The following is a 24,364-nucleotide window of genomic DNA, read 5'->3' as shown; positions in this document are numbered from 1 at the left end:
AGCTCTCTTCTATAAATAAAGGGGAAAATATTATGGCAGCAAACCAGACAGCTATGAAACCCAAACGGTATAAGAAACGGGACTATCAGGCGTTTCTCTACCTGATGCCCTGGATTTTGGGAATGCTTATTCTACAGATATATCCATTTTTATGTTCTTTTTACTATTCTTTTACCAATTATCAGGTCAGCTCCAGCCCGATATGGACTGGTCTGGAAAATTACCGCTATCTCTTTACCAAGGATACGGAGTTCTGGAATTCGGTGAAGGTGACCGTGGTTTATACCCTGTACACGGTGCCCGGAAAGCTGGTCATGGCACTGGCGGTTGCCGTATTTTTAAACCGCAATATTAAGGGAATCAACCTGATCAGGACGCTTTACTACATACCGTCGCTGTTCGGCGGAAGCGTGGCGGTCTCTGTCCTGTGGAAGGCACTTTTTATTGATAATGGAGTGATTAATGCCCTGCTTACGGGCTTAAGCCTGCCGGCCATTCAGTTCTGGGGTGATCCAAGATATGCATTAAAGACTATCTGTGCCCTGGAGATCTGGCAGTTCGGTTCTTCCATGGTGATGTTTCTCGCAGCCTTAAAGCAGGTCCCGGTGTCACTATACGAGGCTGCCTCCATCGATGGAGCGGGAAAGATTCAGAGCTTTTTCCGGATTACGCTTCCGCAGATCACCCCAATCATATTTTTTAACCTGATCATGCAGACGATTCAGGCGCTGCAGAACTTCACCTCCGCCTTCGTCATTACCAAGGGAGGTCCGGTGAAATCCACCTATGTGCTGGGCATGAAGCTGTACAAAGAGGGCTTTTCTTACTTTAAAATGGGATATGCCTCGGCCATCTCCTGGGCCATCTTTGTCATGATCGTAGCAGTTACCATGTTGTTGTTCCGGTCCTCGTCTGTCTGGGTCCACTATGACGACGAAGGAAGCTTTTGATGGAAGAGGGATGAAGATGAATAGAAAAACGAAGAAAAAGACTGTAAAGACCGTATTATCCTATCTTGTAATCGCAGTGATCGGACTGGTGCTGCTGTACCCGATTCTCTGGATGTTTTTTGCGGCCTTCAAGACCAATGACGAAATATTTGGTTCCACCAGGCTGCTGGCAAGCCATTACAGCCTGAAGAATTTTATCGACGGCTGGAAGGGAAGCGGAACCATGACGTACGCCACCTATTTCTGGAACACGTTCCGGCTGGTGATCCCCGTGACACTTCTGACACTGGTGTCCAGCACACTTGTGGCCTACGGCTTTGCCAGATTTAATTTTCCATTTAAGAAGGCGCTGTTTTCCCTTCTGATAGCAACGCTGATGCTCCCAAACGCGGTCATTATCATTCCGCGCTACACGCTGTTTGCCAAATTCGGCTGGATTGACACCTATATCCCCTTTTACGCGCTGGCGGCGCTGGCCTGCTATCCGTTCTTTATCTTCATGCTGGTGCAGTTTTTGCGGGGAATTCCGCGGGATTTGGATGAGTCCGCATACATAGACGGATGCGGCACATTCCGCACGCTGATGCAGATTATTCTGCCGCTCATGAAGCCTTCCCTGTTCTCTGCGGCACTATTCCAGTTCATGTGGACATACAACGACTACTTTAATTCCCTGATTTTTATCAACTCAGGGAAGAAATATACCGTGTCTCTGGCGCTTCGCTTATCCCTGGATTCCGAATCCGTGATCAACTGGGGGAAAATTATGGCCACTTCCTTCGTAGTCGTACTGCCGCTGATCCTCCTGTTCTTCATGGCACAGAAATACTTTGTCGAAGGCATTGCCACCAGCGGATTAAAGGGTTAATGTGATTTTATGACCCGTTTCAGCAAAAGGAGAATAAACATACAATGAAAAAACCAGGATTTAACCCTTATCTTCCGTCATGGGAATATGTACCGGATGGAGAGCCGTACGTCTTACATCGAGCTTTCAACAGCCTGGGAGCTCTCTACTTCAGATACAGGGGAGAAAAGAACATCAGCCTTCATTCATTTACCCTAAGCAATTAATCTTTTTATGTATTTATTTGTATAACTAAAGTAACTAATTTCCCCTTGACAAATCCTCTCACTCTATCGTATACTGCGGATAGCACCATTTAAAAATATTAAAACAGGAAAGAAGGTTCTGTCGGAAGATGATGACAAAATAATGACGAAGAAAAGGCTGAGAAACACTGAGTTAAAGGGCATGCCCCACTGGAAAAGTGCGGAGAAGATGCCTGGGATTCTATGCCATTTCGTCCGGTCATCAGGGAAAATTCCGTACAGACATGAGTTTGTGCAGGCTTTGTTTCTGCGCTCGTTTCCTCATACGTATAGAATCTTTAATCCCTTCCGGACGATTGGCCAGGAGGGATTTTTATGTTACAGATTAAACAGTTGACCATAACACACAAAAAGGATTTAAGGGTAATATTAAAGGATTTCAGCTTTGTCTTAAATCCCGGGGACAAGGTGGTTTTGATCGGGGAAGAGGGAAATGGAAAGAGCACTCTTTTAAAGTGGATTTATGATCCCCGGCTGATCGAAGGTTATGCGGAGACGCAGGGAGAGCGAATCTGCACGGGAGAGCATCCGGGTTATCTGCCGCAGGAGCTTCCGGCGGAAGAAAAAGAAAAAACCGTATATGAATATTTTTGCGGGGAGGACGCCTTTGGGATGCAGACGCCCAGGGAAGTGACCCGTTTAGCAGGGCAGCTGAAGCTGCCGTCCGATTTCTTCTACCAGGACCAGAAGATGAACACGCTTTCCGGCGGGGAAAAGGTGAAAGCGCAGATGGCGCGGCTTCTCATGGCACAGCCTTCCGTTCTGCTGCTGGATGAGCCGTCCAATGACATTGATATCGAAACGCTGGAATGGCTGGAAAAACTGATTCTGGAAGCGCCGCAGCCGGTATTATTTATCTCTCACGATGAGACGCTGATCGAGCGGACTGCAAATGTGGTAATTCATATAGAACAGCTGAAGCGAAAGACGGAAAGCCGTTATAGTGTGGCGAAAACCGGCTATCGCCAGTACGAGGCAAACCGGGCGGCGCAGCTTGCAAGCCAGGAACAGCGGGCTTTAGGTGAGCGCAGGGAAGAGAAGAAGCGGCAGGAAAAATTCCGAAGGATCGAGCAGGCGGTGAATTACGATTTAAACAGCATAACCCGTCAGAACCCACACGGTGGATATCTGCTCAAAAAGAAGATGAGAGCTGTGAAATCTTTGGAAAAAAGGTATGAACGGGAGGCATTAGACAGAACGGAGATACCGGAGACCGAGGATGCAATATTCTTTAAGGTGGGAGAAAAGGTAAAAATGCCTGCCGGAAAAACTGTTCTGGAATTCTCCCTGGACCGGCTTTATGCGCCGTCCTCGAAGGAAGAGGTGCCGCGTCTTCTGTCTGAGCATATATTTCTGCGGATTAAGGGCGGAGAGCGGGTCTGCATCACCGGAAAAAACGGCGTGGGAAAAACAACGCTTCTGAAACAGATAGCAGAGCAGCTTCTAAGCCGGACCGATATCCGGGCCTGCTATATGCCGCAGAATTATGAGGATATTCTGGAACTGGACCGGACGCCTGTGGACTTTCTGTCCGTGACCGGAGACAAGGAGGAGACGACACGCATCCGGACGTATCTGGGCTCTATGAAATATACCGTCGATGAAATGACTCATCCAATGTCGGAACTTTCCGGCGGCCAGAAGGCAAAGGTTCTTCTGCTGAAGATGAGCCTGTCGGGGGCCGATGTCCTGATTCTGGATGAGCCGACCCGTAATTTCTCCCCGCTGTCGGGACCTGTGATCCGAAAGATACTGCGCCAGTACCAGGGAGCCATATTAAGCATTTCTCATGACCGGAAATATATCGAAGAGGTCTGTACTGCCGTTTATCAGCTGACGCCGGAGGGACTTGTGAAGACGGACGGAGAGAACGTGTAAGCTTGATTTATTCGGAACCTCTCAGGAAAAGAGAGGTTCCGAATAAAGGAATTTCATGGTATACTAGGCTGGTAAAGACTGCCGCCCCAACAGGCGGCCGAAGGGAGTTTATCATGAGCAGATTGAAACTTGGAATCCTGGGTAGTGGGTATCTGGGAGGAATTATTGCAGATGCGTGGAAAAACGGTTATTTGGATGAGTACGAGCTGGTGGGAATCGCGGGCCGCAATGAGGGGAAGACGAAGGCTCTGGCGGAAAAAACGGGATGCAGGCCGTGTGCGGATGTGGATGAGCTTTTGGCGCTGAAACCGGATTACATAGCCGAGGCGGCTTCTGTTGCCGCGGTAAAAGAGATGGCCGTTAAGGCTCTTTGTGCAGGAACCAGCATCATTGTTCTGTCGATCGGTGCATTTGCGGACGCGGATTTCTATGAGGAAGTGAAGAACACAGCCGTAGAGCATGGGACAAAGGTCCATATCGCATCCGGCGCGGTGGGTGGTTTTGATGTGCTTCGGACGGTTTCTCTGATGGGAGATGCGGTATCCGGTATTGAGACGAGGAAGGGGCCGAAATCGCTGAAGAATACGCCTCTGTTTGAAGGTCATTTGATGACAGACACAGAGGGTACCGAGGTATTCGCGGGCAATGCGAAGGAAGCGATTTCACTTCTGCCTACCAAGGTCAATGTGGCAGTGGCGGCTTCTCTGGCTACAACAGGTCCGGAACACACAAAGGTAAACATACACAGCATTCCCGGATTTGTGGGCGATGACCATAAGATTACGGCAGAAATTAAGGGGGTAAAGGCGGTCGTCGATATCTACTCCGACACCAGTGCGATCGCGGGCTGGAGCGTCGTGGCTGTTCTTCGCAATCTGGTGTCACCGATCGTATTTTGACGAAACAAGGAGGACGGGATATGTTTAAGAAATTAGTGGCCATCGAGCCGGTAAGTCTGGTGGAAGAGGCGGAAAAAGAGCTGCATCAGTATGCGGAGGAGGTCGTCATGTACGGCGACGTGCCGGCGGATGATGATGAGATTATCAGGAGAATCGGGGACGCGGATGGCGTTTTGCTCAGCTATACATCAAAAATCAACCGCTATGTATTTGAACATTGCCCTGCGGTCCGCTATGTGGGCATGTGCTGCAGTCTGTATTCCAAAGAGAGCGCCAACGTGGACATTGTCTGGGCGGAGGAGCATGGCGTTACCGTAAAGGGCATCCGGGACTATGGCGACAGGGGAGTCGTGGAATACGCGATCTGTGAGCTGGTGCGTTTTCTTCACGGCTATGACCGTCCCATGTGGAAAGAGATGCCGGTGGAGATCACGGGACTCAGGGTTGGCATGGTGGGAATGGGTGTTTCCGGTGGCATGATCGCTGAGGCCATGAAATTTATGGGCGCCGAGGTTTCCTATTACAGCAGGAGCAGGAAGCCGGGGTATGACGCAAAAGGTATGGTCTACCGTCCGTTACCCGAATTGCTGGAGCAGTCCGAGGTGGTATTTGCCTGCTTAAATAAGAATGTGATTCTCATGCACGAGGAGGAATTCAAGGCGCTGGGCAATGGGAAAATCCTGTTCAACACATCCATCGGGCCTGCCTTTGAGGCGGAAGATTTAAAGAACTGGCTGGATGGGGGAACGAATTACTTTGCCTGTGATACGGCTGGAGCCATCGGCGATCCGACGGGAGCACTTTTAAACCATCCGAGAGTATTCTGTGTCAACTATTCCGCAGGCAGGACGAAGCAGGCATTCGGCCTTCTGAGTGAGAAGGTGCTGGACAATATCCGAGAGTATATGGTGAATGCTTAAGTCAGGTCAAAGCTTTCTGGAGTCAAAAGCTAAAAAATGGCAAAGCTAAATATTGTAAAAGCCGGACGAACTACGGAAAATGTCTCTGGTTGGCAGGATTGTGATATAAAAAGGCAGAAATGGAATAGTGATATATGGGGAATTGAACTATAATGATACTTACAGAGAGAACAGAGAAATGGATCACCTTCCATTTCGTCAGGACGAATGACCAGTCTTTGTAAATATTTCATTATGAATGGGGGCCAAATGCTTTTGCATTTGACCCCCAAACCCCATCCATGACCCGGATACTGAGGACAGAATCGGTTAAACCTGAAGTTCCCGAATCCTTTTTTTTATCTGAGAAATAATTTTGGCTCTGTTTATTCCGCTGTATCCAATCTGCTCTGCCATTTTGTATAAATACTCCCGACAGAGCTGTATCATCTCAGGCTGAGATATTTCCAGGACGGAGACCGGATGAAATCCACGTACCAGAAGAACTCGATGGCCATCTTTTACCATAAGCGTACCTTCCTTTTGGGCTCTTGGATTAACGGGCACAAAATGGTAATTATCATATGTATCTAAAATATCCAGAATATTTTTTAAATGCAGAATATAAGTTTCAGATGTGTAATAAAGCGGAGGCGAGTCAACGTTATTATAAGACAGGAGAATAGGGACTTTGCCGCTTTTTACATCTTCTGCACTGGCAAGATACACAAGATCAATAAATACATATGGTTTGCTGCTGTTTTTAGAAAGGGTTAATTCCTGAAGGCAGAGATTACTGAGTTTCAACAGGTCGGGATGGGCCTGCTTTTCCGTGCAGTAGGCCATCAGCTCAGGGGGTGCTGTTTCTGCGGAAAGAGAGGGCAGCTTTTGAATACGGTCCCCATCAAATGATAAAAAACTGGTAAAACAGTACATTAGTCCCTGAGACTCAGTATATATAATCTGCATGGGGCGGCAAAGGGATATGTAGTCCTGAAACTGAGAGGCAAATGCCAGAGTCAGCCTTGTATCCGTAGTCAGCATTGTCTCGGTACTGATGGTTTGATGCGCGGCGGAGTTTGAAGTCATGGTGATTTCTCCGGGCACGACGATGAGCGTCCGCCGATGCAGACTGTCCCGTAGCCGGGGATAGAAATATGCAGTTACCTGGAAGGTCATATAGAGCGGAAGCCAGCGGGTTAATGACTCAAATGCCAGGTTGTAAGGCGCGGCAGGAGGGACAATTTGTAAAATTTTAAACCCTCTGTACAAAAGATTTAACCCCCAGGCCTGAAGGCTGCGGGAAAATTCTATATCTTCGGATATCCAGTCATCGGCTTCATCTGACAGAATGTAAATCGTACACGGTTTTTCCATCGACAGTAAATGCTGATAAACCGTGCGCATGGCCGATCGTTTTCCGTCATTTCCGTAATAGACGGCATTATCAATGTTTAGCCTGAATGGATCCGCTGGTATGCCTGCGGCCGGATTTCCAAAGGTGAGAGATTCAAAGGTTCGGATAAAACGACCGACTTCGGCGGATTCGCCGCAGAGCCAATAATAGAGTATTTCGGACAGCTGATCCTTTTTCAGGGTGAGCGCCTGCTTAATACCAAGCATTCCGGACAGCGCCTGACGCTGATATTCGGTGTTGCACCGTTTTGCGAAGTAGGAGGACATGGCTTTAATGAGATCGCGGTTGCGCGGAATTCCTCTGGCGCCGGTGCGCAGACGGCTGATCTGTGAGGGGTCAACCTGAATTTCATGTGCCAGCATTCGATTCGTAACTTGTGTGAGATTTTGTAAAAATATAAGTTTTTCATAGAATTGCATAAAATCCCTCGCTTTAGTCTCAATTCTGATGAGTCATGTACCAGAGGATCGTCTTCCTGAGACCCGTTTCAAAATCATAGGAGGGGACCCAGCCTAACTCCTGCGTGATTTTTGAAGTATCTGGTACAGATTGTCTGCTATGATTCCCATTATCTTTAGAACAGTAAATAAGATCTTCCGGTTTGTTCAGAATCCTTAATATTGTTTTAACGGCTTCGGTTTTCGTCAGCACACTTTCACTGACAATATGATAGATCTCACCGTCTTTTCCCTCATTTATAATCAGATCAAGGGCACGGCAGTGATCCGCTACATAGAGCCAGCCGTTTATGGTTTCTCCGTCTATCTCTGGAATTATCGTTTCTTCAGCCAGTGCTTTCCTGACAACCGTGAAAGGGAATTCATTTTGGTTACAATAAGGCCCATAGTTTTTGGAACATCGTGAAATAGTAACTGGAACACCATCGAATCTATGGCACATCCGGGCGGTCATATCCGTGTCTGTCATCACTGGGGAGAATGCGTCTGACACAGCTATGGGAGATTCTTCTGTAAAAATGTGAGGGGTATGATAAGGCGGACGTGTGCCATAGATTTTTTCTGATAATACGTGATGATACCGTCTGATACCGCAGGTGCGGCAGGCATCGAGAAGATTTATGGCTGCTGTCTCCGACTTTTCCGCGTATGAATCCATGTCACAGGGGTCTCTTTGTTCCTGTGAAAAGTTGATGATGATATCGGGTTTTACCGTATCAAGCAGATGAAAAACTGCCTCCCGGTTGGTCAAATTCCATTTCATAAACTGATAGTTAGCCATATCTTCCATCGATCTTAATTTCTGCTTATCCTCGTAAGTATCCAGGTTAATAATCTGATTTTCCGGGTATTTGCCGGCCATATACTGAACAAAATGACTGCCCATAAAACCCGAGCCGCCAGCAATTATTACTTTCATATGTAACCCTCCGTTTTATCTGATCGTAGACCGCTTAGCTGTGGAAGCAATTCATGGTATATCAAAAGAGTACAATTCAAGGAAAATGGCATATGTGTGATTTCTCTTCTTTGCAAAGAATACTTCATTTAATTGTAAATGACAAGATAATGGAAGATATTGGCAATGCCATTTATTTGGCATCAAAAATGCCAGAATATCGCCTGGATAAACCTTCATGATACTTTGGGTAGTCTGAATTGTATTTTCCAATAAAGAGAAAATGGCATCATTATTGCCACATAAATGGCATTGCCAAAACGGTGTAAAATCTTGTTATTTCCGGTAAAAAGAAGTATTCTAAAAACATAAGAAAATGTTAGAAGCGGCGGGAAATATCCCTTGAAGAATAAGTCGAAGGAATGCCAGCCAGTTGCCTGTGGATAGAAAGTCAGCTGTGTAGTATGAGGCTGGCTTTTATTTTATGCCGTATACAGGGGAGACAATGAATGTACGCTTAAAGCATACATTTGCGAGCGCCTTTCAATCCAGTCTGCCCGAAGCTGAATACAAGAGCCGGAAGGAGAATTCCATGAGCGTAGAAAGAAAGACCTCCACGATAGTTTCTACGGTAACAGGGGCGGTACTGTGTGTGTTGCTCATTCCTGTTATTATCATCAATCTGATTTTAATTGTCGGAAGTTATAGGAATCCTGATGAGCTTCCCGGTGTTTTTGGCATCAAGCCTGCCGTGGTGTTATCCGGTTCCATGGAACCGGTGATTCGGGTTGGAGATATGATTTTTATACATAATACGAATACGGATCTGCTGAAAGAAGGGGACGTAATCTGTTACCTTTCTTCTGGAAAGGCGATCACGCACCGTATCGCAGGCGTGACTGCAGGTGAGGAGGGAGAGGTAAGATATGTAACCCAGGGCGATGCCAATAATACAGAAGACCGTCTGCCAGTGACTGCGGATCAGATACAGGGCATCTGGAAGGGCGGAAGAATCGGGGGCCTGGGCAGTATGATCCTGTTTATGCAGACTACTACAGGGATGATACTCTTTATTATTTGTCCCCTGCTTCTTTTCCTTCTCTGGGATATCTGGCGGAGGCGCCGGGCTGACCGGGAGGAAGCGGCCCATACCGCGCAGCTGGAGGCTGAGCTTGCGGCCCTGAAAGCGGAACGTGAGGGCAGGGAGGGCCGTGTACCATGAAGGTTAAGGTCTGATAATTTCGTGTATGTAACGAAATGTAAGAAGATAAGTTGTATGGACTGGCTCTTGCTCTATGGGCACGGCGTAGGAGAGCCATACAGAACCGGGTATGGGAGTGCCCGGGATAAATCTAAATGTCACAGGCACAGGGAACCGTACCTTGACGATGTTCTGTTATCAGCTAAGCGGTTCCCTATTATATGGAAAGCGAGGAGATTAAGTATGAAGAAGAGATCGTATGTTTCCTGTCTTGGCGCTTTGGCAGTGGCAATGACACTTGTGACTACCAGCCTGACAGGCGGGACGATGGCTAAGTACGCTACGGAGGTTACAGGGAGCGCCACGGCTACGGTGGCGGCTTGGAGTTTTAAAGCGAATGGCAAAGAGGCAGCAATGACGGATATTGATTTGGGAAGTACTGTAAACAGAGCCAGTTATGACGAAGGTACTATTAAAGAGGGTGTGATTGCACCTGGGACAGAAGGTTCTTTTGAGATCGTGGTTGATGGAACTGGCAGCGAGGTGGGAATTGATTACAGCCTGGTAATAAAAAAATCTGACAGTAGTAGTTTACCTTCCAATCTTAAATTTACAGTAGGTAATGATGAGTATACATTAGGTAGTGAAATGAAGGGAGAGATCCCATATAGTGATTCTATGAATAAAACAGTTACTGTGAAATGGAAATGGCCAATCGATACACCACAGGATAAAAATGACAATGACTATAAAGGCAGTACTATCACACTGAATATTACTGTCACCGGTACGCAGCAACCCCCTACCGCACCAACTTCATAAAAAGCACTACCCCCTGTGCCGGGGTATTTCTGCGAGGGCCTTCAGCCCTCGGCAAAGAGTATGGGTAACCGTATTTTTTGCCATAGGCTGAATGCACTATTTTCCCTAAAGGAGGATTCATGCCATGGAACAACAGAAAAAAACGGGATCTGATGTAAAAAGACGGGATAACAGCAGAATATGGCTGGTACTGATCCTGCTGTTGTTTTTATTTACACTGATGACATCCAGTCTGGTGGGATACATATTAGGCAGCAATGCCGGACCGTCTTCTATGGGACAGCTGATCGATACGATCTTACTGACCCCGGAGAGCACGGACAACCGTACAGTGATTCATCTCTCCGGTATTGTGGCATACACGGATGGTACGCCGGCAGCAGGACGGCGCCTCGAACTGCACAGTGATCCGATTACAACCGTATCAGACTCAAAAGGCGGTTTTTTATTTCCCAATGTGCCGCAGGGAGAGCATACCATATCCATTCTCACTGATGAGGGAGAAGTACAGGTACAGAGAAAGATCAATATCCAGTATGACAGCAGAAAAGAGAAAGACGTGTCCATTCAATTGACGGAAAATGGGGCGTATGCGATTGAACTATCCATCGATGTACGGGTGCTGGAAGTAGTTATTGAACTGGATCAGGAGAGTATGAGGATTGACTCAGAAAACTTTACCTTTTCCACTCGTGACGGAGACGTTGTCACACCCACGGGAAGTGCAAATGTCAGAGACGGCGTAATCGTGACACCGGGTGGCAACGTGCATCTGCCCGATGGGAACGTAGTATTTCCGGGAGGCAAGACGGATGACACTGCCTATATTATACTCACAGATGACACCGTGATAGAAAAACAGCCGATGGAGTCCGGTGATATTAAGGTGGACGCAGATGGAACGGTAAGTCTGCCTGACGGAACGGTGATTGAGCCTGGAGGGAAGATTATAAAACCGGATGGAACTGCAGAGATTCCGGGCGAATCCGGCGTTGTTGTTGGAGACGGAATTATCAGTCCTATCGGCGGCGGAATCTCTAAGCAGCCGGAGACAGAAAGTGAAGCTGGAAGTGATACGTCTGCCCCATCCTCCGAAGAAGTTGGGAGACCGGGAGCGTCAGACCGTTTTCCGGAAATTCCAGAATCTCCGGAAGAACAGGAGAATCCAACAGAACCAACTTTCCCGGCAGACCAGGTAATGCCATCAAAGCCATCGGGTTCAGGTAACTCATCTGGTTCGGATCTTGATTCTACAAAACCTGAGAAACCGGAAGAACCGACGCAGCCTGATGGAGGAGTCCTTGATGTTTCCGGGCAGACAACGGATGGATCTTATGCACAGTGGACGCAGAACTGTACCATTGATTTATTCTTCAGCCGCACCGACACCGGCGGAGAGCTAAGCAAAATTGCACCGGGTTCTTCCGGATACTACTTATTCCGGCTGCAGAACACGCGGCGTACTCCGCTGAACGTAACGGTAACCATGTCAGAAGGAGATGGACTTCATCTTCCGCTTTCCTTCACGCTGACCCCAATGGATAACGCTGGAAATAAGCAGACGAAGCGGTCGGTTTCCGGTACTCTGCAAAGTAACGGTACAGATCTGAGTTTAAACACGGAAATATCCGCTGAATCGAGTGAATTATACCGGTTGGACTGGATCTGGCCGCCGGTAGGAAATGACAGAGAGGATACCCGTATCGGCAGCGGTACGGAACATACCTATATACTGAATATGAAAATTCATGCGGAGGAAAGCTGACGACACGTCTGCGGCAGATGCAGCGCTTAGCTGGAATGCAGAGACTGGCAGCAGAAGGAACATTTTGAGAAAACTGAGTAAAAACGTTGTTTTAATCCTGATAGTAATTGTCGTTTTAATCAATGCATGGCAGTTATTTTCAAATATAATATGGAAGGATCAATTACCGGCCATCTTTGGCTATTCCCAGGTTATTGTTCTGACGGGCAGCATGGAACCAGTCATATCGGCAGGGGATCTTCTGATTATCCATCGGGAGGAGCTGTATCAGGAAGGGGATATTATCAGCTATTGGGATAACGGCAGCCTGATTACACATCGTTTTATTGAAAATACAGCGGATGGCATTATTACGAAGGGTGATTATAACAATGTGGCTGACCGTGTCCCGGTCCAGACGGACCAGATTGCAGGCCGTGTGACAGTTATAATTCCGGGTATTGGTAATATTTTCATGTTTTTTCGTACAGTTCCCGGCAGGCTTCTCCTATTACTGGCCGTGGTATTGTTCGTATGCTTTCCCGGTCAGACGGTTCGAAAGTCTGAGAGAAATGAGCACTGAATAAGCAGAAATACCATAGGCAGGAAGGATACTATGAAAATGAAAAAGCACCTGACAAGAGCCAGAATCATAGGATATATCTTACTGTTTTGTGCAGTCACAATGACGATACTGCCAAATACCCTTGCCAGATACAGAACCCGAATAGAGGGCGGAGCGGTGGCATCTGTGGCATTGTGGGGAAGCGACAGCAGCGAATTTCAGATCGATATAAATGGGATGAAGCCGGGAAATGACTCGGCACAGCAATATGAGTTCGTTGTTACCAATACAAAAGAGGGCCAGATTAGTGAGGTAGGGCAGAACTATTCAATTACAGTCGAAACCACAGACAATCTGCCATTGAAATTTACACTTTCTGCAAAAGAGGAATCAGGGAGCAGCGGATTAGGAAATACAGTGAATACTGGAGTACTGAGCTTCTCGGATGGGAAAGCCGTCTTGGAAGGCGGCTTTCTTCCACATTCCGTAGAAACTAAACATACTTATGTATTAACTGTTTCGCTGCCCGTGAGCAATGCAGAATTTGCCGATGAGATAGACCTGATAACAGTGACCGTTCAGGCAGAACAGACGACCCCGGTCAGTCCGTGATGAGGAGACAAAGGGAATGAATAAAAATGAAAAAAGCCGGCGTCTGCTGCGGTTTCTTCCAGGAATAGTACTGTTGACCGCACTGACGGCCGGAGTGAGTGTCACTGCGGCACGTTACGTGTCCAGGAAAGCGCAGAGCGGAATCATTGCACCCCAGGAATTCTATTTTACAAGCGATCTTCTGAAGGAAGAGGCGGAGGATGTAAAATATTATATCGATCCGGATAAAGCAAGCTTCACGGTGCAATTGTTTAATTACGCGGATTCTCAAAGAATAACCCAGACAGAGATCCCATATGAGATAGAGGTAACAAATGGAAATGCATCGCCTGAATCCGGTAAGCTTTCCTCCGGTTCACAGACTACAGCAGAGATTACCGTGACGCCGGTTAAAAATGACCAGGTGACAACCGTAACCGTAAAATCGATGTCCCCATACGAAAAAACGTTAAAAGCCGTTTTTGAAAAAGGTCTGGGTAATCAGTATACGGTGGAGGATTACGTGGGCAATGCCGCCGCAGTACTGACAATGATCTGCGCCGATTCGTCAAGAGATATTAAAATTCAGATATTGTCAGATCAAATTACGGTGAATCAGGCCGATGACAGGGTGAAATTAAATGGCAGTGAATTTATCTATACATCACCGGGGCTCGGAGTGTATTCTCTGATTCTGCTGAAGTCAGATACCAGCCTGAATCTTACCGCAGGCGGTCAGTTTGCAGATTCTATCACGATTGGCGGGATAAGCGAGTAAAGGCTTCCTGTTATTCATAAAGTCGGAGGTATAACTATGGACACAAAACAGATACAAAACAGAAGGAACAGGCGGAGATATCACCGGCAGCGGTGGATTGCTGTTGGTCTGATCATCTGTCTTATGCTGACTAATTTGAATTTTGAGTCCATACTTGCCTATGCAACAGAGAGCAGAACAGAAAAATTCCATGTGGGTGAGAGTGTGACCGCTGAATTGGAAGACGGTGTTCTGACGTTAAAGGGTACAGGTGATACAAACGATTTTACCAGGGAAAGCGCACCATTTCTGGAGTATGCAAAAGAGATTCACACTCTGATGATAGAAGATGGCATTACCTATATTGGTTCCTGTTTGTTTTATAACCTTGGAGGTCTGAAAGGAGAATTGAGGCTTCCGGAGAGTATCATGGGGATTGGTGATTATGCGTTTTCAGGCAGAGACGCAGAACACGCTCCCCGATTTTCTGTTGTAATCAATGAATTTGAAGGCGGGGAAATTGTCAGCAGTGATTGGGAACTTTTAGAAAAAGAACAGAAGGCGACACCTTCCAATGCTGCGAAAAAATCAAGTCCAAGCAATGCTTATAGTAAGAATACGCCGCCGACTTTGAATGCAGGAATTATACCCCACCTCCAGCCGCTGTTGTGCAAAGGTGCAATAACGGCTGAGACAAATGACGATGATTCCAGAACGGAAAGTGGTACTGGTACATCCAAAGAAACGGGAGCAGAAAATAGTGCCGGAACACCCGAAGAACCCAAAGCAGAAAATGGTACCGGAACACCCCCGGAAACGGGAACAGAAAATGGTACCGAAACTTCCACAGAAACCAAATCAGAAAGTGCTGCCGGAACACACACAGAAACTGGAACAGAAAGTGATACGGAAACGCCCCCGAAAACGGGAGCAGAAAATGGTACCGGAACTTCCACAGAAACCAAACTGGAAAGTGCTGCCGGAACACACACAGAAACTGGAACAGAAAATGGTACCGGAACGAATACCGAAGCCGGAGCAGAAAACAGTACCGAAACAGATTTCGAAGCGGAGACTGGAGCTGCTGTGGAAACAGAGACCGGTGTGGAAACAGAGACCAGTGCGGAAACAATGCCAGGAGTAGTAAACGAAGCAGCCTCAGTAACGGATCCCACCACAGACAAAGGCAGAAGGAAGATTAAAAATCCCTTGGAGGATGAAGCGGAATACGCCATAGAGTACATAACGGAACAACAGATCGAAAACCCGGAGACCATATTTTATGAGGATCAGAGAGGTTTTGTGATTTGTTCTCAGGACAATCAGACTTTCATGGATGCGGCGGAATATGCCGGATACGAAGTGGCGGACGGACTTGTTACGGTTGCTTTGGATGATATGGCAGAGATGGAACTGCCGGTCCGGGATGAACAGATTCTTCTGCCGGAATGTCCGGAAGAGATCAGTCTGTTCCATGAGGATAACGAATTTTACCAGGAGACGTTTAAAGGCTGGACTTTAGAAGGGGAGGGACCTGGCCGGGTGAGAACTCCCGGGGAGGCCGTTTCTGCGGTGGAGGCAGAGTATCTGAGTTTGTACTCGGTATGGGAAAAGGCCGAAAACTATCATTTCCGCGTGGAAGCGAAGCGGGAAGGGAACACGGCAGTGTATACCGTCATCGATAACAGCACCGGGAAGATACCGGAAAATCCGGATGGATTTATGTACCGGTACCAGTGGCAGGTTACTGATCGTGCCGGGGATATAGAACAGCAGGAAGGAAAGAAGATCACAATCATGAACTCTGCCCATTTCGCTACCCCATCGGAAGCCGATGGCAGTGACATAGAGACAGAAAGCGGCTGGACGGAGCTTCAGGGGGCCGATACTCCAAGATACGAGAGCGCGCTTGAAGAAAATCGTGTTGATTTATATTACCGGTGTGTGATGACTCCCGTGAAACTGACACGTTCGCGCTCTGCTTCTGAGGCGGTTGTGCTGTATTCAGACGCAGTGGCTGCGGTAGAGGATATCAATATAATTTATGTAGATCAGTTAAATGGCAAAGACAGCAATTCCGGAAAATCCAGCGATCAGGCCGTTCAGACGTTGGAAGAGGCAGCATTGCGGCTAAAAAAGAGGGAATACGGAGGAACTGTTGAAAGTAACCAGATTATATTGACACAAAATTATACCTATAAAGGGAATAGTTCGGTGCCTGAGCAAAATAAATGGAAGTGGAATTTTTTATCAGACAATCCAGTCCCTGTCACAATTAAAGGTATCAATGATAAAATAGAATTATCGAATCACGCAAACAGTGCAAACAATGATTTTTACCAGTACGAGGAAATTATCTTTGATTCTGTTAAACTGTTGAACCTGGATCATATGTATTGTAACGGACATAATATTCGAATTAACAGCAGTGTTACAACTGGTTCAAGCATCTATTTGTATGGATCCGGACAGAATGACATCACTGAAAATGTAGGAGAGATTAGTGTATACGCCGGAAAAATCACAAGAATTGTAGGTTATATAAGAAGTAAGCCCTCTGTCGATGTTAAGCAGAAGAAAGCCGTTATTACGGTAGGGGGGAGTGCAGATGTAACGACTATTATTGCGGGCAGCGCCAGTGGAGAAATAAAAAATGCAGACGTGGAAATCAACATAGAAGGGGGAAATGTAGATAAGCTGGTCGGCGGCTGTCAAGGGTTTACTGAGATCAAATCTCCGTATTCCGGAACAACGGTCCTTAATATTTCAGGCGGAACGGTCAAAAGCATCTATGGGGCAGGATCGGGCAGAAATAAAAGCATTCCAACTTTTTCCGGTGAACTGGATATCAATATAACGGGGGGAAGTGTGGATAATGTATACGGTTCCGGTTCCGCAGCCTATGTTACCAGCAGTGGGAGTGAAATATCAAAAGTAAGGATTACTGCTTCCGGGGGCGTCGTAGGAAATATCTTTGCAGCAGGTATTGGCGGGGATGCCAGTGTTACTGCAGAAAATGATGCCAATCAAACGTTAGCTAAAGATTTCGGAAGCTTGACAGGTGACGTAACAATTACAATTAAAGACAATGCAGAGATAACAGGAGATGTTTATACGAGCGGAAGCGGGCATGACACAACGGGGACGCCCGGATATGATATCACCCAGAATGCATATCTGAAAGGAAATGTGACCTTGAACATCTCCGGGGGAGCGATTCAGGGAAATGTATACGGAGGCGGTAAAGGAATCAGCCGGACCGGATTCGATGACTGTGCCCGTATTGAGGAAGGCTCTTTAGTTCATTTTCAGATAAGTGGCGGCAGCATAAAGGGAAATGTCTACGGAGGCGGAAAAAATGCGAAGGTCAAAGGAAAAACCATCATATCCATTTCCGGCGGAACGATACAGGGACACGTCTATGGCGGAGGAGAAAAAGCAGAGATAAGCGGCTCCACGTCAGTAACCATAACCAATGGGATCATCGAGAGTAATCTCTATGGAGGAGGAAGTGAAGGTCTGGTTCGGGGAGATGCCTCCGTATCCATCACTGGCGGAACGATACAGGGATACGTCTATGGCGGCGGAGAAAAGGCCGAGATAAGCGGTTCTGCATCAGTGACCATAACCAGTGGGATTATTGAGAAAAATCTCTATGGAGGTGGAAGCGAAGGCCTGGTTAAGGGAAAAACCAACATTAAAATAGAAGATGGAACCATTAACGGTTCTGTTTATGGAGGAGCACTTGGCAAGGCTGGCGAGCGCTATGTCTTAGGCGGATCCACCGTCAACATGACGGGGGGCTGGATACGCGGCAATTTATACGGCGGCAGTGAATTCAGCAATGACGGGCCGGAAGAAGGCGACCCTGAAGATTTGATTTTTATTAACTTTGTCGGCGGCAAGGTCAGCGGCAAGGTATTCGGCGGCGGCTACCAGGGGATTACGAATGGATCGACTCATGTGCATATAGGGGTGGAGGCGATAGGAGCATGCCAGCACTATAAGGATAATCCGGGTGAAAAACCTGATTTGAAGGCATCCGATCTATCTGTGGAAAGCTCTGTATATGCCGGCGGTGATTTTGGCGGAGATACTCCGGATTATACGACCATAACTGTAAAAGGATTTTCACATATTTATATAGACGGAAAGGGGTATGATTTCGGCGGAGATCAGGACGGCAGTAAAATGAGTATTTCGGGCGGAGTATTTGGCAGCGGCGCCTCCTGTGACGCCGGTTCCGTCAGACTGGTAACCGTGGCTAATTATGGCAGAAAGCTAACGGACGCTAACGGGAATCTGGACAGCGTCAGCAGCACTCTTACATCGATCCAGAGGGCAGACCAGGTTCGTCTCATCAATTCTCATATCCATTTATCCGGACAGTCGGATGCGGCCAATAGTAATCAGACGGCATTGTATTCTTTAAACCGGATTGGAGATCTGGAAAAAACGGAGGAAGATCAGAAGAAGCTGGGCGTATTGGGAAACAGTCTGGTACTGGCAAACGGAAGTACGCTGGTTCTGGATTCCGCTTCCATTGAATTGGCTAATTATAAGAGTGTTCAGATTACGGAGGCGGGAATAAAAGAAGTGAAGTACGAGGAGCTTTCCAGTATTTCCAATACAATTATGCTGACAACCGGTACCGTATTCCTTGTCTCTCATAAATCAACGGCCGATTCTGGAACGGAAACGTATGGAGCGGTTAATGGGTATTCGTACCTGCTTGCGGAGGAGACCGCAAAAGCCTATGCCTACGCCCGGATCAAGAACAATGATGCTAATCCGGACGACGGAGGTTTTGCCTTGCCCGATCAGTCGGGAGAACTGGGGTATACGAATGTCATTGACCAGGGCTTCCGCTTCTGGCAGGTGGCTGGGGCCAATGCCAGCGCTGTGCGGGAAACCGTACTGACAGCGCAAAAGCTGGAAGACGGGCCGGCGGATGGGTTTTCTGTTGCATCAGGCACGGTTGAACTGCCCCCTGCGGAGCATGAATCAGTCTATAAAATCAGCAGTATCACGATTCCGGCCGCAGTTAAGCTTGCAGATACCGCAAAGGATAAGGAGGGAAATTGGATTAAATCCGACGATTCTATTGACAGTGAAACCGAGAAAAATAAGATTAAGGCAGACCCGCTGAACAGTTTCGGTCTGAGCATAGGCACAGACATCGGGCTTATTTCAGATGCGGATCATATCATTTCACCCCATACGGCCAATTCGGGTTCCTCCTATACAATTATCGGAAAAAGTTCAGGCTCTGTCAGTCAGGGAAAGGTACCTAAGATTACGCTGTACCTGACCTATGATAACGACGGGATTACCAAGAGTCAGGACTTAGGGACTGTGGCTGCCGAGATCGAACGCTACGAGGGAAATGTAAAAAAAGAGACGACCACCCTGAATATAGAAATAGTCACGAAGGCGGCTGCGCTGTCCGATCAAAGTGTGGAACTCTACGCGACACAGAGCGGCAATTACACGGGGAAGCTGGTGATACCGTCCGGAATGAGCAGAACGCTGGATTTAACAGGCGTGAAGACCGATTTTAAGGGAACAACCGCATTATGCAGCTATAATTCTGAAACGAAGCTTACAGGGTACAACATAGCAGTCGCCATGCAGCCGATCCAGAGTCAGGGATGGCACAGCGCGGACCTGATGGCAGAAAGTTATGACCTGAGCGGCTATACGGAAGCGGATTCCGTGAGAATTGGATCAACCGACAGCCGGTATGAAGCGGCCATAAAGTTTACCCTTTACAACGCGCCCGGATTTACGGCAAAGAACGATATTGATGTGTTGGCATTAAGTTTGCAGGATGGAAGCGGCGTGACGGTTACCATTGAACTGAATGTTCACTGGGAAGAATCAGCGGTTTCCGAAATAAAGACAGCCAGCGGAAAACAATATAATGGTTTCGAGGCAGCAGAAAATATTATGATCTCTCCTAAAAGTTCGGTGACGGCATCGTTTATACTCAGAAAGCCATACAATGCTGCGGATCTGTGGCTCGAACTGCAGAAGTCCGGAAAACGAATTCCGCTTCCGGCGGGAACGAAATTGACTCTGACAGAACAGGGGAAGCCATTTTATACATACCGTGTAACGGGAAATGAGCAGGACGAAAAGATTAAGCTTGATGAATTCGAGAAGATGTGGGCCGGCAGTAAACTGACTGGTGAGACAGGCAGCAATCCGATTACTGTTATCATGGAATTTGACTCGTCGGACGGGATAACCGCAGATGAGTACAGCCTTCGTCTCCGCAATGAAGAGAGTGCAGATTCCATAGGAGCCGGTTTTACGGTAAATAATTCGTCCGTGTCTTTAACCGTAAGCGGGGGCGATGGTCTTTCCCGCGGTGAGCATACGTTTCAGCTGGAGGTGGCGCTTAGAAACGATACCCGTATGCTGGATGGGGCGGCGGCGGTAATGCAGCCTGAGGACGGAACCGTTTTCCCGGACGGAACGGTATTCACTGTCGGAGAAAAGAATTACTATCCGGTTGGCGGCAGGGTTTATCTGCCCATCAGCTTGAGCGATCTGGAGAAGGGAAGCTTTTTTGTTACCATGAGCACTACAGATACCGTAGGATTACCTCCGGGCGAAAACCGCGTATCGGTACAGCTTTTTTCAACAGGAGTGAATTCTGGCGGAGCGGCAATCACGTCTGCCGTAACTGATTATACGGCAGAAGAAAATCCGGAATATGGATTGAAGATTTTTACCCATGAGGGGAAAAGATTATTTTCTCCTGGATCGGAAATGATAGTTTATGCAGATTATATTGTTAAAAATGCAGCAGAAGGAACTGCGGTGCAGGCAGAGTTTTACAAAAAGGAGAATGGCTCTTACGTGAAAATGGATGACTGGAATGTAAGCAGCAGTGGACTGCCCGAGGGCGGACGCTCACAATATACTGGTACCCAGACATTCCATATCACTGTGCCTGACGCAGATCAAATTACTCCCGGTACTTACCGTCTGGTATTTATCCTTGGAGACAGGAGCGTTCCGTATAATATCATTGTCCGGCAGTGAACTTGAAAAACCGCAGCGATCCCGCTGCGGCTTTTCTTTACCGGAAGAAAGGAAGGTCCAGGCCTGTATTATAAGGAACGCCGGAAGGCTCGGTGTCCGTCCGCCACAAAATCCTGAAAAAGTATTGTAGAAAAATGCGCATTAAGGTATAATAAACCCAATATGCCAAGTAATGAATCATTATAAATTCAACGAATTACCATACAGGAGGACCACAAACCATGACCAGGAGTAAACTGCGTGAACACTGCTTTAAGATGCTTTTCTGTGCCGATTTCTATCCGGCAGAGGAAAAAGAGGAGCAGATAGACCGGTATTTTGACGAGCCGAAGGAAGATGAGACGACTCCGGAGGGGGTAGATGAGATTCTTCATGATGTGGAGATGAGTCCGGAAGATGAAAGCTATTTAAAAGCCAAGACGGAAGCCGTTATGCGGAAGATTCCGGAGCTGGATGAGAAGATCGATGCTGTGGCCGAAGGATGGAAGACGAAGAGAATGGGTAAGTCGGAGCTGACGATTCTGCGCCTTGCGTTATATGAGATTTTATACGATGAAGAGGTACCGGAAAAGGTAGCGATTAACGAGGCGGTAGAACTGGCGAAACGGTTCGGCGGGAATGAATCCCCGGCGTTTATCAACGGAGTTCTGGCGAAACTGGTGTAATGGCCTATGGCGAGTGTATATTCCGTTTCACAGGTCAATGCTTATATTAAGAATATGTTTGCCCAGGATTTTGCATTGAACCGCATATCCATTAAGGGCGAGGTGTCCAACTGTAAGTATCATACGTCCGGCCATATTTATTTTACCCTGAAGGACAGGGGGGCGGCGATCGCGTGTGTGATGTTTGCCGGTCAGCGGAAAGGGCTGACGTTTAAGCTGGAGGAAGGCCAGAAGGTGGTCGCGAAGGGCAGCGTCGAGGTCTATGAGCGGGATGGCCGTTACCAGCTTTACGCTCAGGAGATCACGAAGGAAGGCGTCGGAGATTTATTCGAACGGTTCCAGAAGCTGAGGGACGAGCTTGAGGAGATGGGAATGTTTTCCCCGGAGTACAAGCAGCCTATCCCGCGCTATGCCAGGAAGGTCGGGATCGTAACAGCCCCGACAGGTGCGGCGGTCCGGGACATTATGAACATTTCCGCACGAAGGAATCCGTATGTTCAGCTCTATCTCTATCCGGCCCTTGTTCAGGGCGAGAACGCAAAATTCAGCATTGTAAAAGGAATCGAGACGCTGGACCGCCTGGGACTGGATGTGATCATCGTGGGAAGAGGCGGCGGCTCCATCGAGGATTTGTGGGCGTTTAATGAGGAAATCGTGGCGCGCGCCATCTTTGCCTGTAAGACGCCTGTGATCTCGGCGGTGGGACATGAGACCGATGTGACGATCGCAGATTATGTGGCGGATATGAGAGCGCCGACACCGTCCGCGGCGGCGGAACTGGCGGTGTTTGATTACAGCCAGTTTGAAGGGCAGGTGGAATTATACCGGGACGCCCTGGGGAAATCCGCGGCCAGAAAATTAGAACGTTACCGCTATCAGACGGAGCAGTTCAGGCTCCGTTTTCAGCTTTTTGACCCGCGACGCCAGGTGAGGGAAAACAGGCAGCGGGCGGCCGATCTGGAAGAAAAGCTGAAAAACAGGATGGCTTCCCAGATTGTGACAGACAGGAACCGTGCCGTGGAGGCGGAAAGCCGCTTAAGGCAGCTCATCGAAAAGCAGGCGGTAAGGGACAGGCATCGCCTGGAGCTTATGAGCAGCAGGCTGGATGGACTGTCTCCCCTCAAGAAGATCGGCGGCGGCTACGGCTTTTTGACCAATGATAAGAACCGACGGATCGAGTCGGTGGAACAGGTGAAAAAAGGAGATCTTATTCAGATGAGAATCCGCGATGGACGGATCGATGCTGTGGTTTCCGGCACTGCTGCTGCGGAGCTTGGAACTGGTACGGCGCTGCATAATAACAGTGAATCCGCAGCACAGTACCAGGGTAAAGAAGACATCGGACAGTAAGGAGGCAGATGCGAATGGCTGCAAAGAAAGAGAAAAGCGTTGAGGAGACCTTTCAGGAGCTGGAGGAGATTATTCGTAAGCTGGAAAGCGGCGAAAGCTCTCTGGAGGAATCCTTTAAATATTATGAGGCAGGAATGAAGCTTGTGAAATCCTGCAATGAAAAGATAGACAAGGTAGAGAAACAGATTGTTGTCCTGGAGGAAGATGGTGAAAGTCATGAACTTTAATGAGATGCTGGAGACCAGAACGAGGGAAGTGGAAGCTGTGGTGGAGCATTATCTTCCGGCTGCGGATGGATATCAGAAGACCGTTCTCGATGCCATGAATTACAGCGTGCGCGCCGGCGGCAAGAGGCTGCGTCCCATGCTGATGGAGGAGACATACCGGTTGTTTGGCGGCAGCCGGGAGGTGGTCGAACCGTTTATGGCGGCCATCGAGATGATCCATACCTCATCCCTGATTCACGACGACCTTCCCTGTATGGATAACGACGAACTCCGGAGAGGGCTTCCGACCGCATGGGTGAAGTACGGATACGACATGGCGGTTCTTGCTGGCGACAGCCTGCTTATTTACGCAGTGGAGACTGCGGCAAAGGCATTTGCCATGACGGAGGATCCGGCGGTCGTGGGCCGCTGTATCGGAATTTTGGCGCAGAAAACAGGAATCTATGGCATGATAGGTGGGCAGACTGTGGATGTGGAGCTGACTAATAAACCCATTCCTCATGAAAAGCTGGACTTTATCTACCATTTAAAGACGGGGGCTCTCTTAGAGGCTTCCATGATGATCGGCGCGCTGCTTGGCGGCGCTGACGAGGAGGAGACCCGGCTGGTGGAACAGATGGCCGCGGCCATCGGCGTTGCATTTCAGATTCAGGACGATATCCTGGATGTGACCAGCAGCATGGAAGTGCTGGGAAAGCCGGTACTCAGCGATGAAAAGAACAATAAAACCACTTATGTGACCCTGGAGGGGCTCGAGAAGGCAAAAAAGGACGTGGCCCGGATTTCCGACGACGCTGTCCGAATCCTTCATGAACTGCCAGGGGAAAACGAATTCCTGGAGGCATTGATTCACATGCTGGTGAGCCGGGAAAAGTAA

Annotated in this window: 19 protein-coding genes; 17 read left to right on the top strand and 2 right to left on the bottom strand. The window is 48.0% G+C overall.

The genetic code is table 11. From position 1 onward, the window contains the following. Positions 1 to 32 precede the first annotated feature (32 nt). The 5 genes from DFR60_RS02415 (at position 33) to DFR60_RS02395 (ending at position 5,760) form a co-directional block, all read left to right on the top strand. Positions 33 to 950 carry a carbohydrate ABC transporter permease gene (locus tag DFR60_RS02415; protein WP_110321453.1) on the top strand — a complete coding sequence of 306 codons (918 nt, stop codon included), beginning with the start codon at positions 33 to 35 and terminating at the stop codon, positions 948 to 950. 16 nt (positions 951 to 966) lie between these two features. Then, complete coding sequence (locus DFR60_RS02410) at positions 967 to 1,818, top strand: carbohydrate ABC transporter permease (RefSeq protein WP_110321452.1); 852 nt, start codon at positions 967 to 969, stop codon at positions 1,816 to 1,818. Positions 1,819 to 2,378: 560 nt separating this feature from the next. Beyond that, positions 2,379 to 3,941 (top strand): ATP-binding cassette domain-containing protein, encoded by a 1,563-nt coding sequence (locus tag DFR60_RS02405; protein WP_110321451.1) that lies wholly within the window; start codon positions 2,379 to 2,381, stop codon positions 3,939 to 3,941. Positions 3,942 to 4,054: 113 nt separating this feature from the next. Further along, a complete protein-coding gene (locus DFR60_RS02400; protein ID WP_110321450.1) occupies positions 4,055 to 4,840 on the top strand; it encodes an aspartate dehydrogenase domain-containing protein in 786 nt (261 codons plus the stop codon). A 20-nt stretch (positions 4,841 to 4,860) separates the two neighbouring features. Next, positions 4,861 to 5,760: an NAD(P)-dependent oxidoreductase gene (locus DFR60_RS02395; RefSeq protein WP_110321449.1), complete on the top strand. Its 900-nt coding sequence runs from the start codon at positions 4,861 to 4,863 to the stop codon at positions 5,758 to 5,760. Positions 5,761 to 6,069: 309 nt separating this feature from the next. On the opposite strand, the gene DFR60_RS02390 is transcribed toward DFR60_RS02395, so the two are convergent. After that, the gene (locus DFR60_RS02390) at positions 6,070 to 7,518 is read right to left on the bottom strand and encodes a hypothetical protein (RefSeq protein ID WP_243004960.1); all 1,449 of its coding nucleotides are present in this window, start codon (positions 7,516 to 7,518) and stop codon (positions 6,070 to 6,072) included. 76 nt (positions 7,519 to 7,594) lie between these two features. Beyond that, positions 7,595 to 8,533, bottom strand: coding sequence for a GDP-mannose 4,6-dehydratase (locus DFR60_RS02385; protein ID WP_110321447.1), 939 nt, complete (start codon positions 8,531 to 8,533; stop codon positions 7,595 to 7,597). 53 nt (positions 8,534 to 8,586) lie between these two features. Here DFR60_RS02385 and DFR60_RS30230 point away from each other — a divergent pair, with 53 nt between their 5' ends. The 12 genes from DFR60_RS30230 (at position 8,587) to DFR60_RS02330 (ending at position 24,364) form a co-directional block, all read left to right on the top strand. Then, positions 8,587 to 8,754 (top strand): hypothetical protein, encoded by a 168-nt coding sequence (locus DFR60_RS30230; protein ID WP_167437484.1) that lies wholly within the window; start codon positions 8,587 to 8,589, stop codon positions 8,752 to 8,754. 350 nt (positions 8,755 to 9,104) lie between these two features. Next, a complete protein-coding gene (locus DFR60_RS02380) occupies positions 9,105 to 9,734 on the top strand; it encodes a signal peptidase I (RefSeq protein WP_110321619.1) in 630 nt (209 codons plus the stop codon). Between the two features lie 222 nt (positions 9,735 to 9,956). Then, complete coding sequence (locus DFR60_RS02375; RefSeq protein ID WP_110321446.1) at positions 9,957 to 10,535, top strand: hypothetical protein; 579 nt, start codon at positions 9,957 to 9,959, stop codon at positions 10,533 to 10,535. A gap of 124 nt (positions 10,536 to 10,659) precedes the next feature. Further along, a complete protein-coding gene (locus tag DFR60_RS02370) occupies positions 10,660 to 12,300 on the top strand; it encodes a hypothetical protein (protein WP_110321445.1) in 1,641 nt (546 codons plus the stop codon). A gap of 64 nt (positions 12,301 to 12,364) precedes the next feature. Then, positions 12,365 to 12,862 carry a signal peptidase I gene (locus DFR60_RS02365; RefSeq protein ID WP_167437483.1) on the top strand — a complete coding sequence of 166 codons (498 nt, stop codon included), beginning with the start codon at positions 12,365 to 12,367 and terminating at the stop codon, positions 12,860 to 12,862. Between the two features lie 33 nt (positions 12,863 to 12,895). After that, positions 12,896 to 13,456, top strand: coding sequence for a hypothetical protein (locus DFR60_RS02360; RefSeq protein ID WP_110321443.1), 561 nt, complete (start codon positions 12,896 to 12,898; stop codon positions 13,454 to 13,456). Between the two features lie 16 nt (positions 13,457 to 13,472). Then, the gene (locus DFR60_RS02355; RefSeq protein ID WP_110321442.1) at positions 13,473 to 14,213 is read left to right on the top strand and encodes a hypothetical protein; all 741 of its coding nucleotides are present in this window, start codon (positions 13,473 to 13,475) and stop codon (positions 14,211 to 14,213) included. Between the two features lie 36 nt (positions 14,214 to 14,249). Further along, complete coding sequence (locus DFR60_RS02350) at positions 14,250 to 21,245, top strand: hypothetical protein (RefSeq protein WP_110321441.1); 6,996 nt, start codon at positions 14,250 to 14,252, stop codon at positions 21,243 to 21,245. Positions 21,246 to 21,466: 221 nt separating this feature from the next. After that, complete coding sequence (nusB, locus tag DFR60_RS02345; RefSeq protein WP_110321440.1) at positions 21,467 to 21,910, top strand: transcription antitermination factor NusB; 444 nt, start codon at positions 21,467 to 21,469, stop codon at positions 21,908 to 21,910. Between the two features lie 6 nt (positions 21,911 to 21,916). Then, positions 21,917 to 23,260, top strand: a complete 1,344-nt coding sequence (gene xseA, locus DFR60_RS02340) for an exodeoxyribonuclease VII large subunit (RefSeq protein ID WP_243004959.1) — start codon at positions 21,917 to 21,919, stop codon at positions 23,258 to 23,260. Positions 23,261 to 23,274: 14 nt separating this feature from the next. After that, the gene (gene xseB, locus DFR60_RS02335) at positions 23,275 to 23,487 is read left to right on the top strand and encodes an exodeoxyribonuclease VII small subunit (RefSeq protein WP_110321439.1); all 213 of its coding nucleotides are present in this window, start codon (positions 23,275 to 23,277) and stop codon (positions 23,485 to 23,487) included. Next, complete coding sequence (locus DFR60_RS02330) at positions 23,477 to 24,364, top strand: polyprenyl synthetase family protein (protein ID WP_110321438.1); 888 nt, start codon at positions 23,477 to 23,479, stop codon at positions 24,362 to 24,364. Before xseB ends, DFR60_RS02330 begins: the two co-directional genes overlap by 11 nt.

Origin of the sequence: Hungatella effluvii (assembly GCF_003201875.1) — a bacterium.
GTDB classification, from domain to species: Bacteria; Bacillota; Clostridia; order Lachnospirales; family Lachnospiraceae; genus Hungatella; species Hungatella effluvii.
This window is presented reverse-complemented; position numbering and strand designations above follow the sequence as displayed.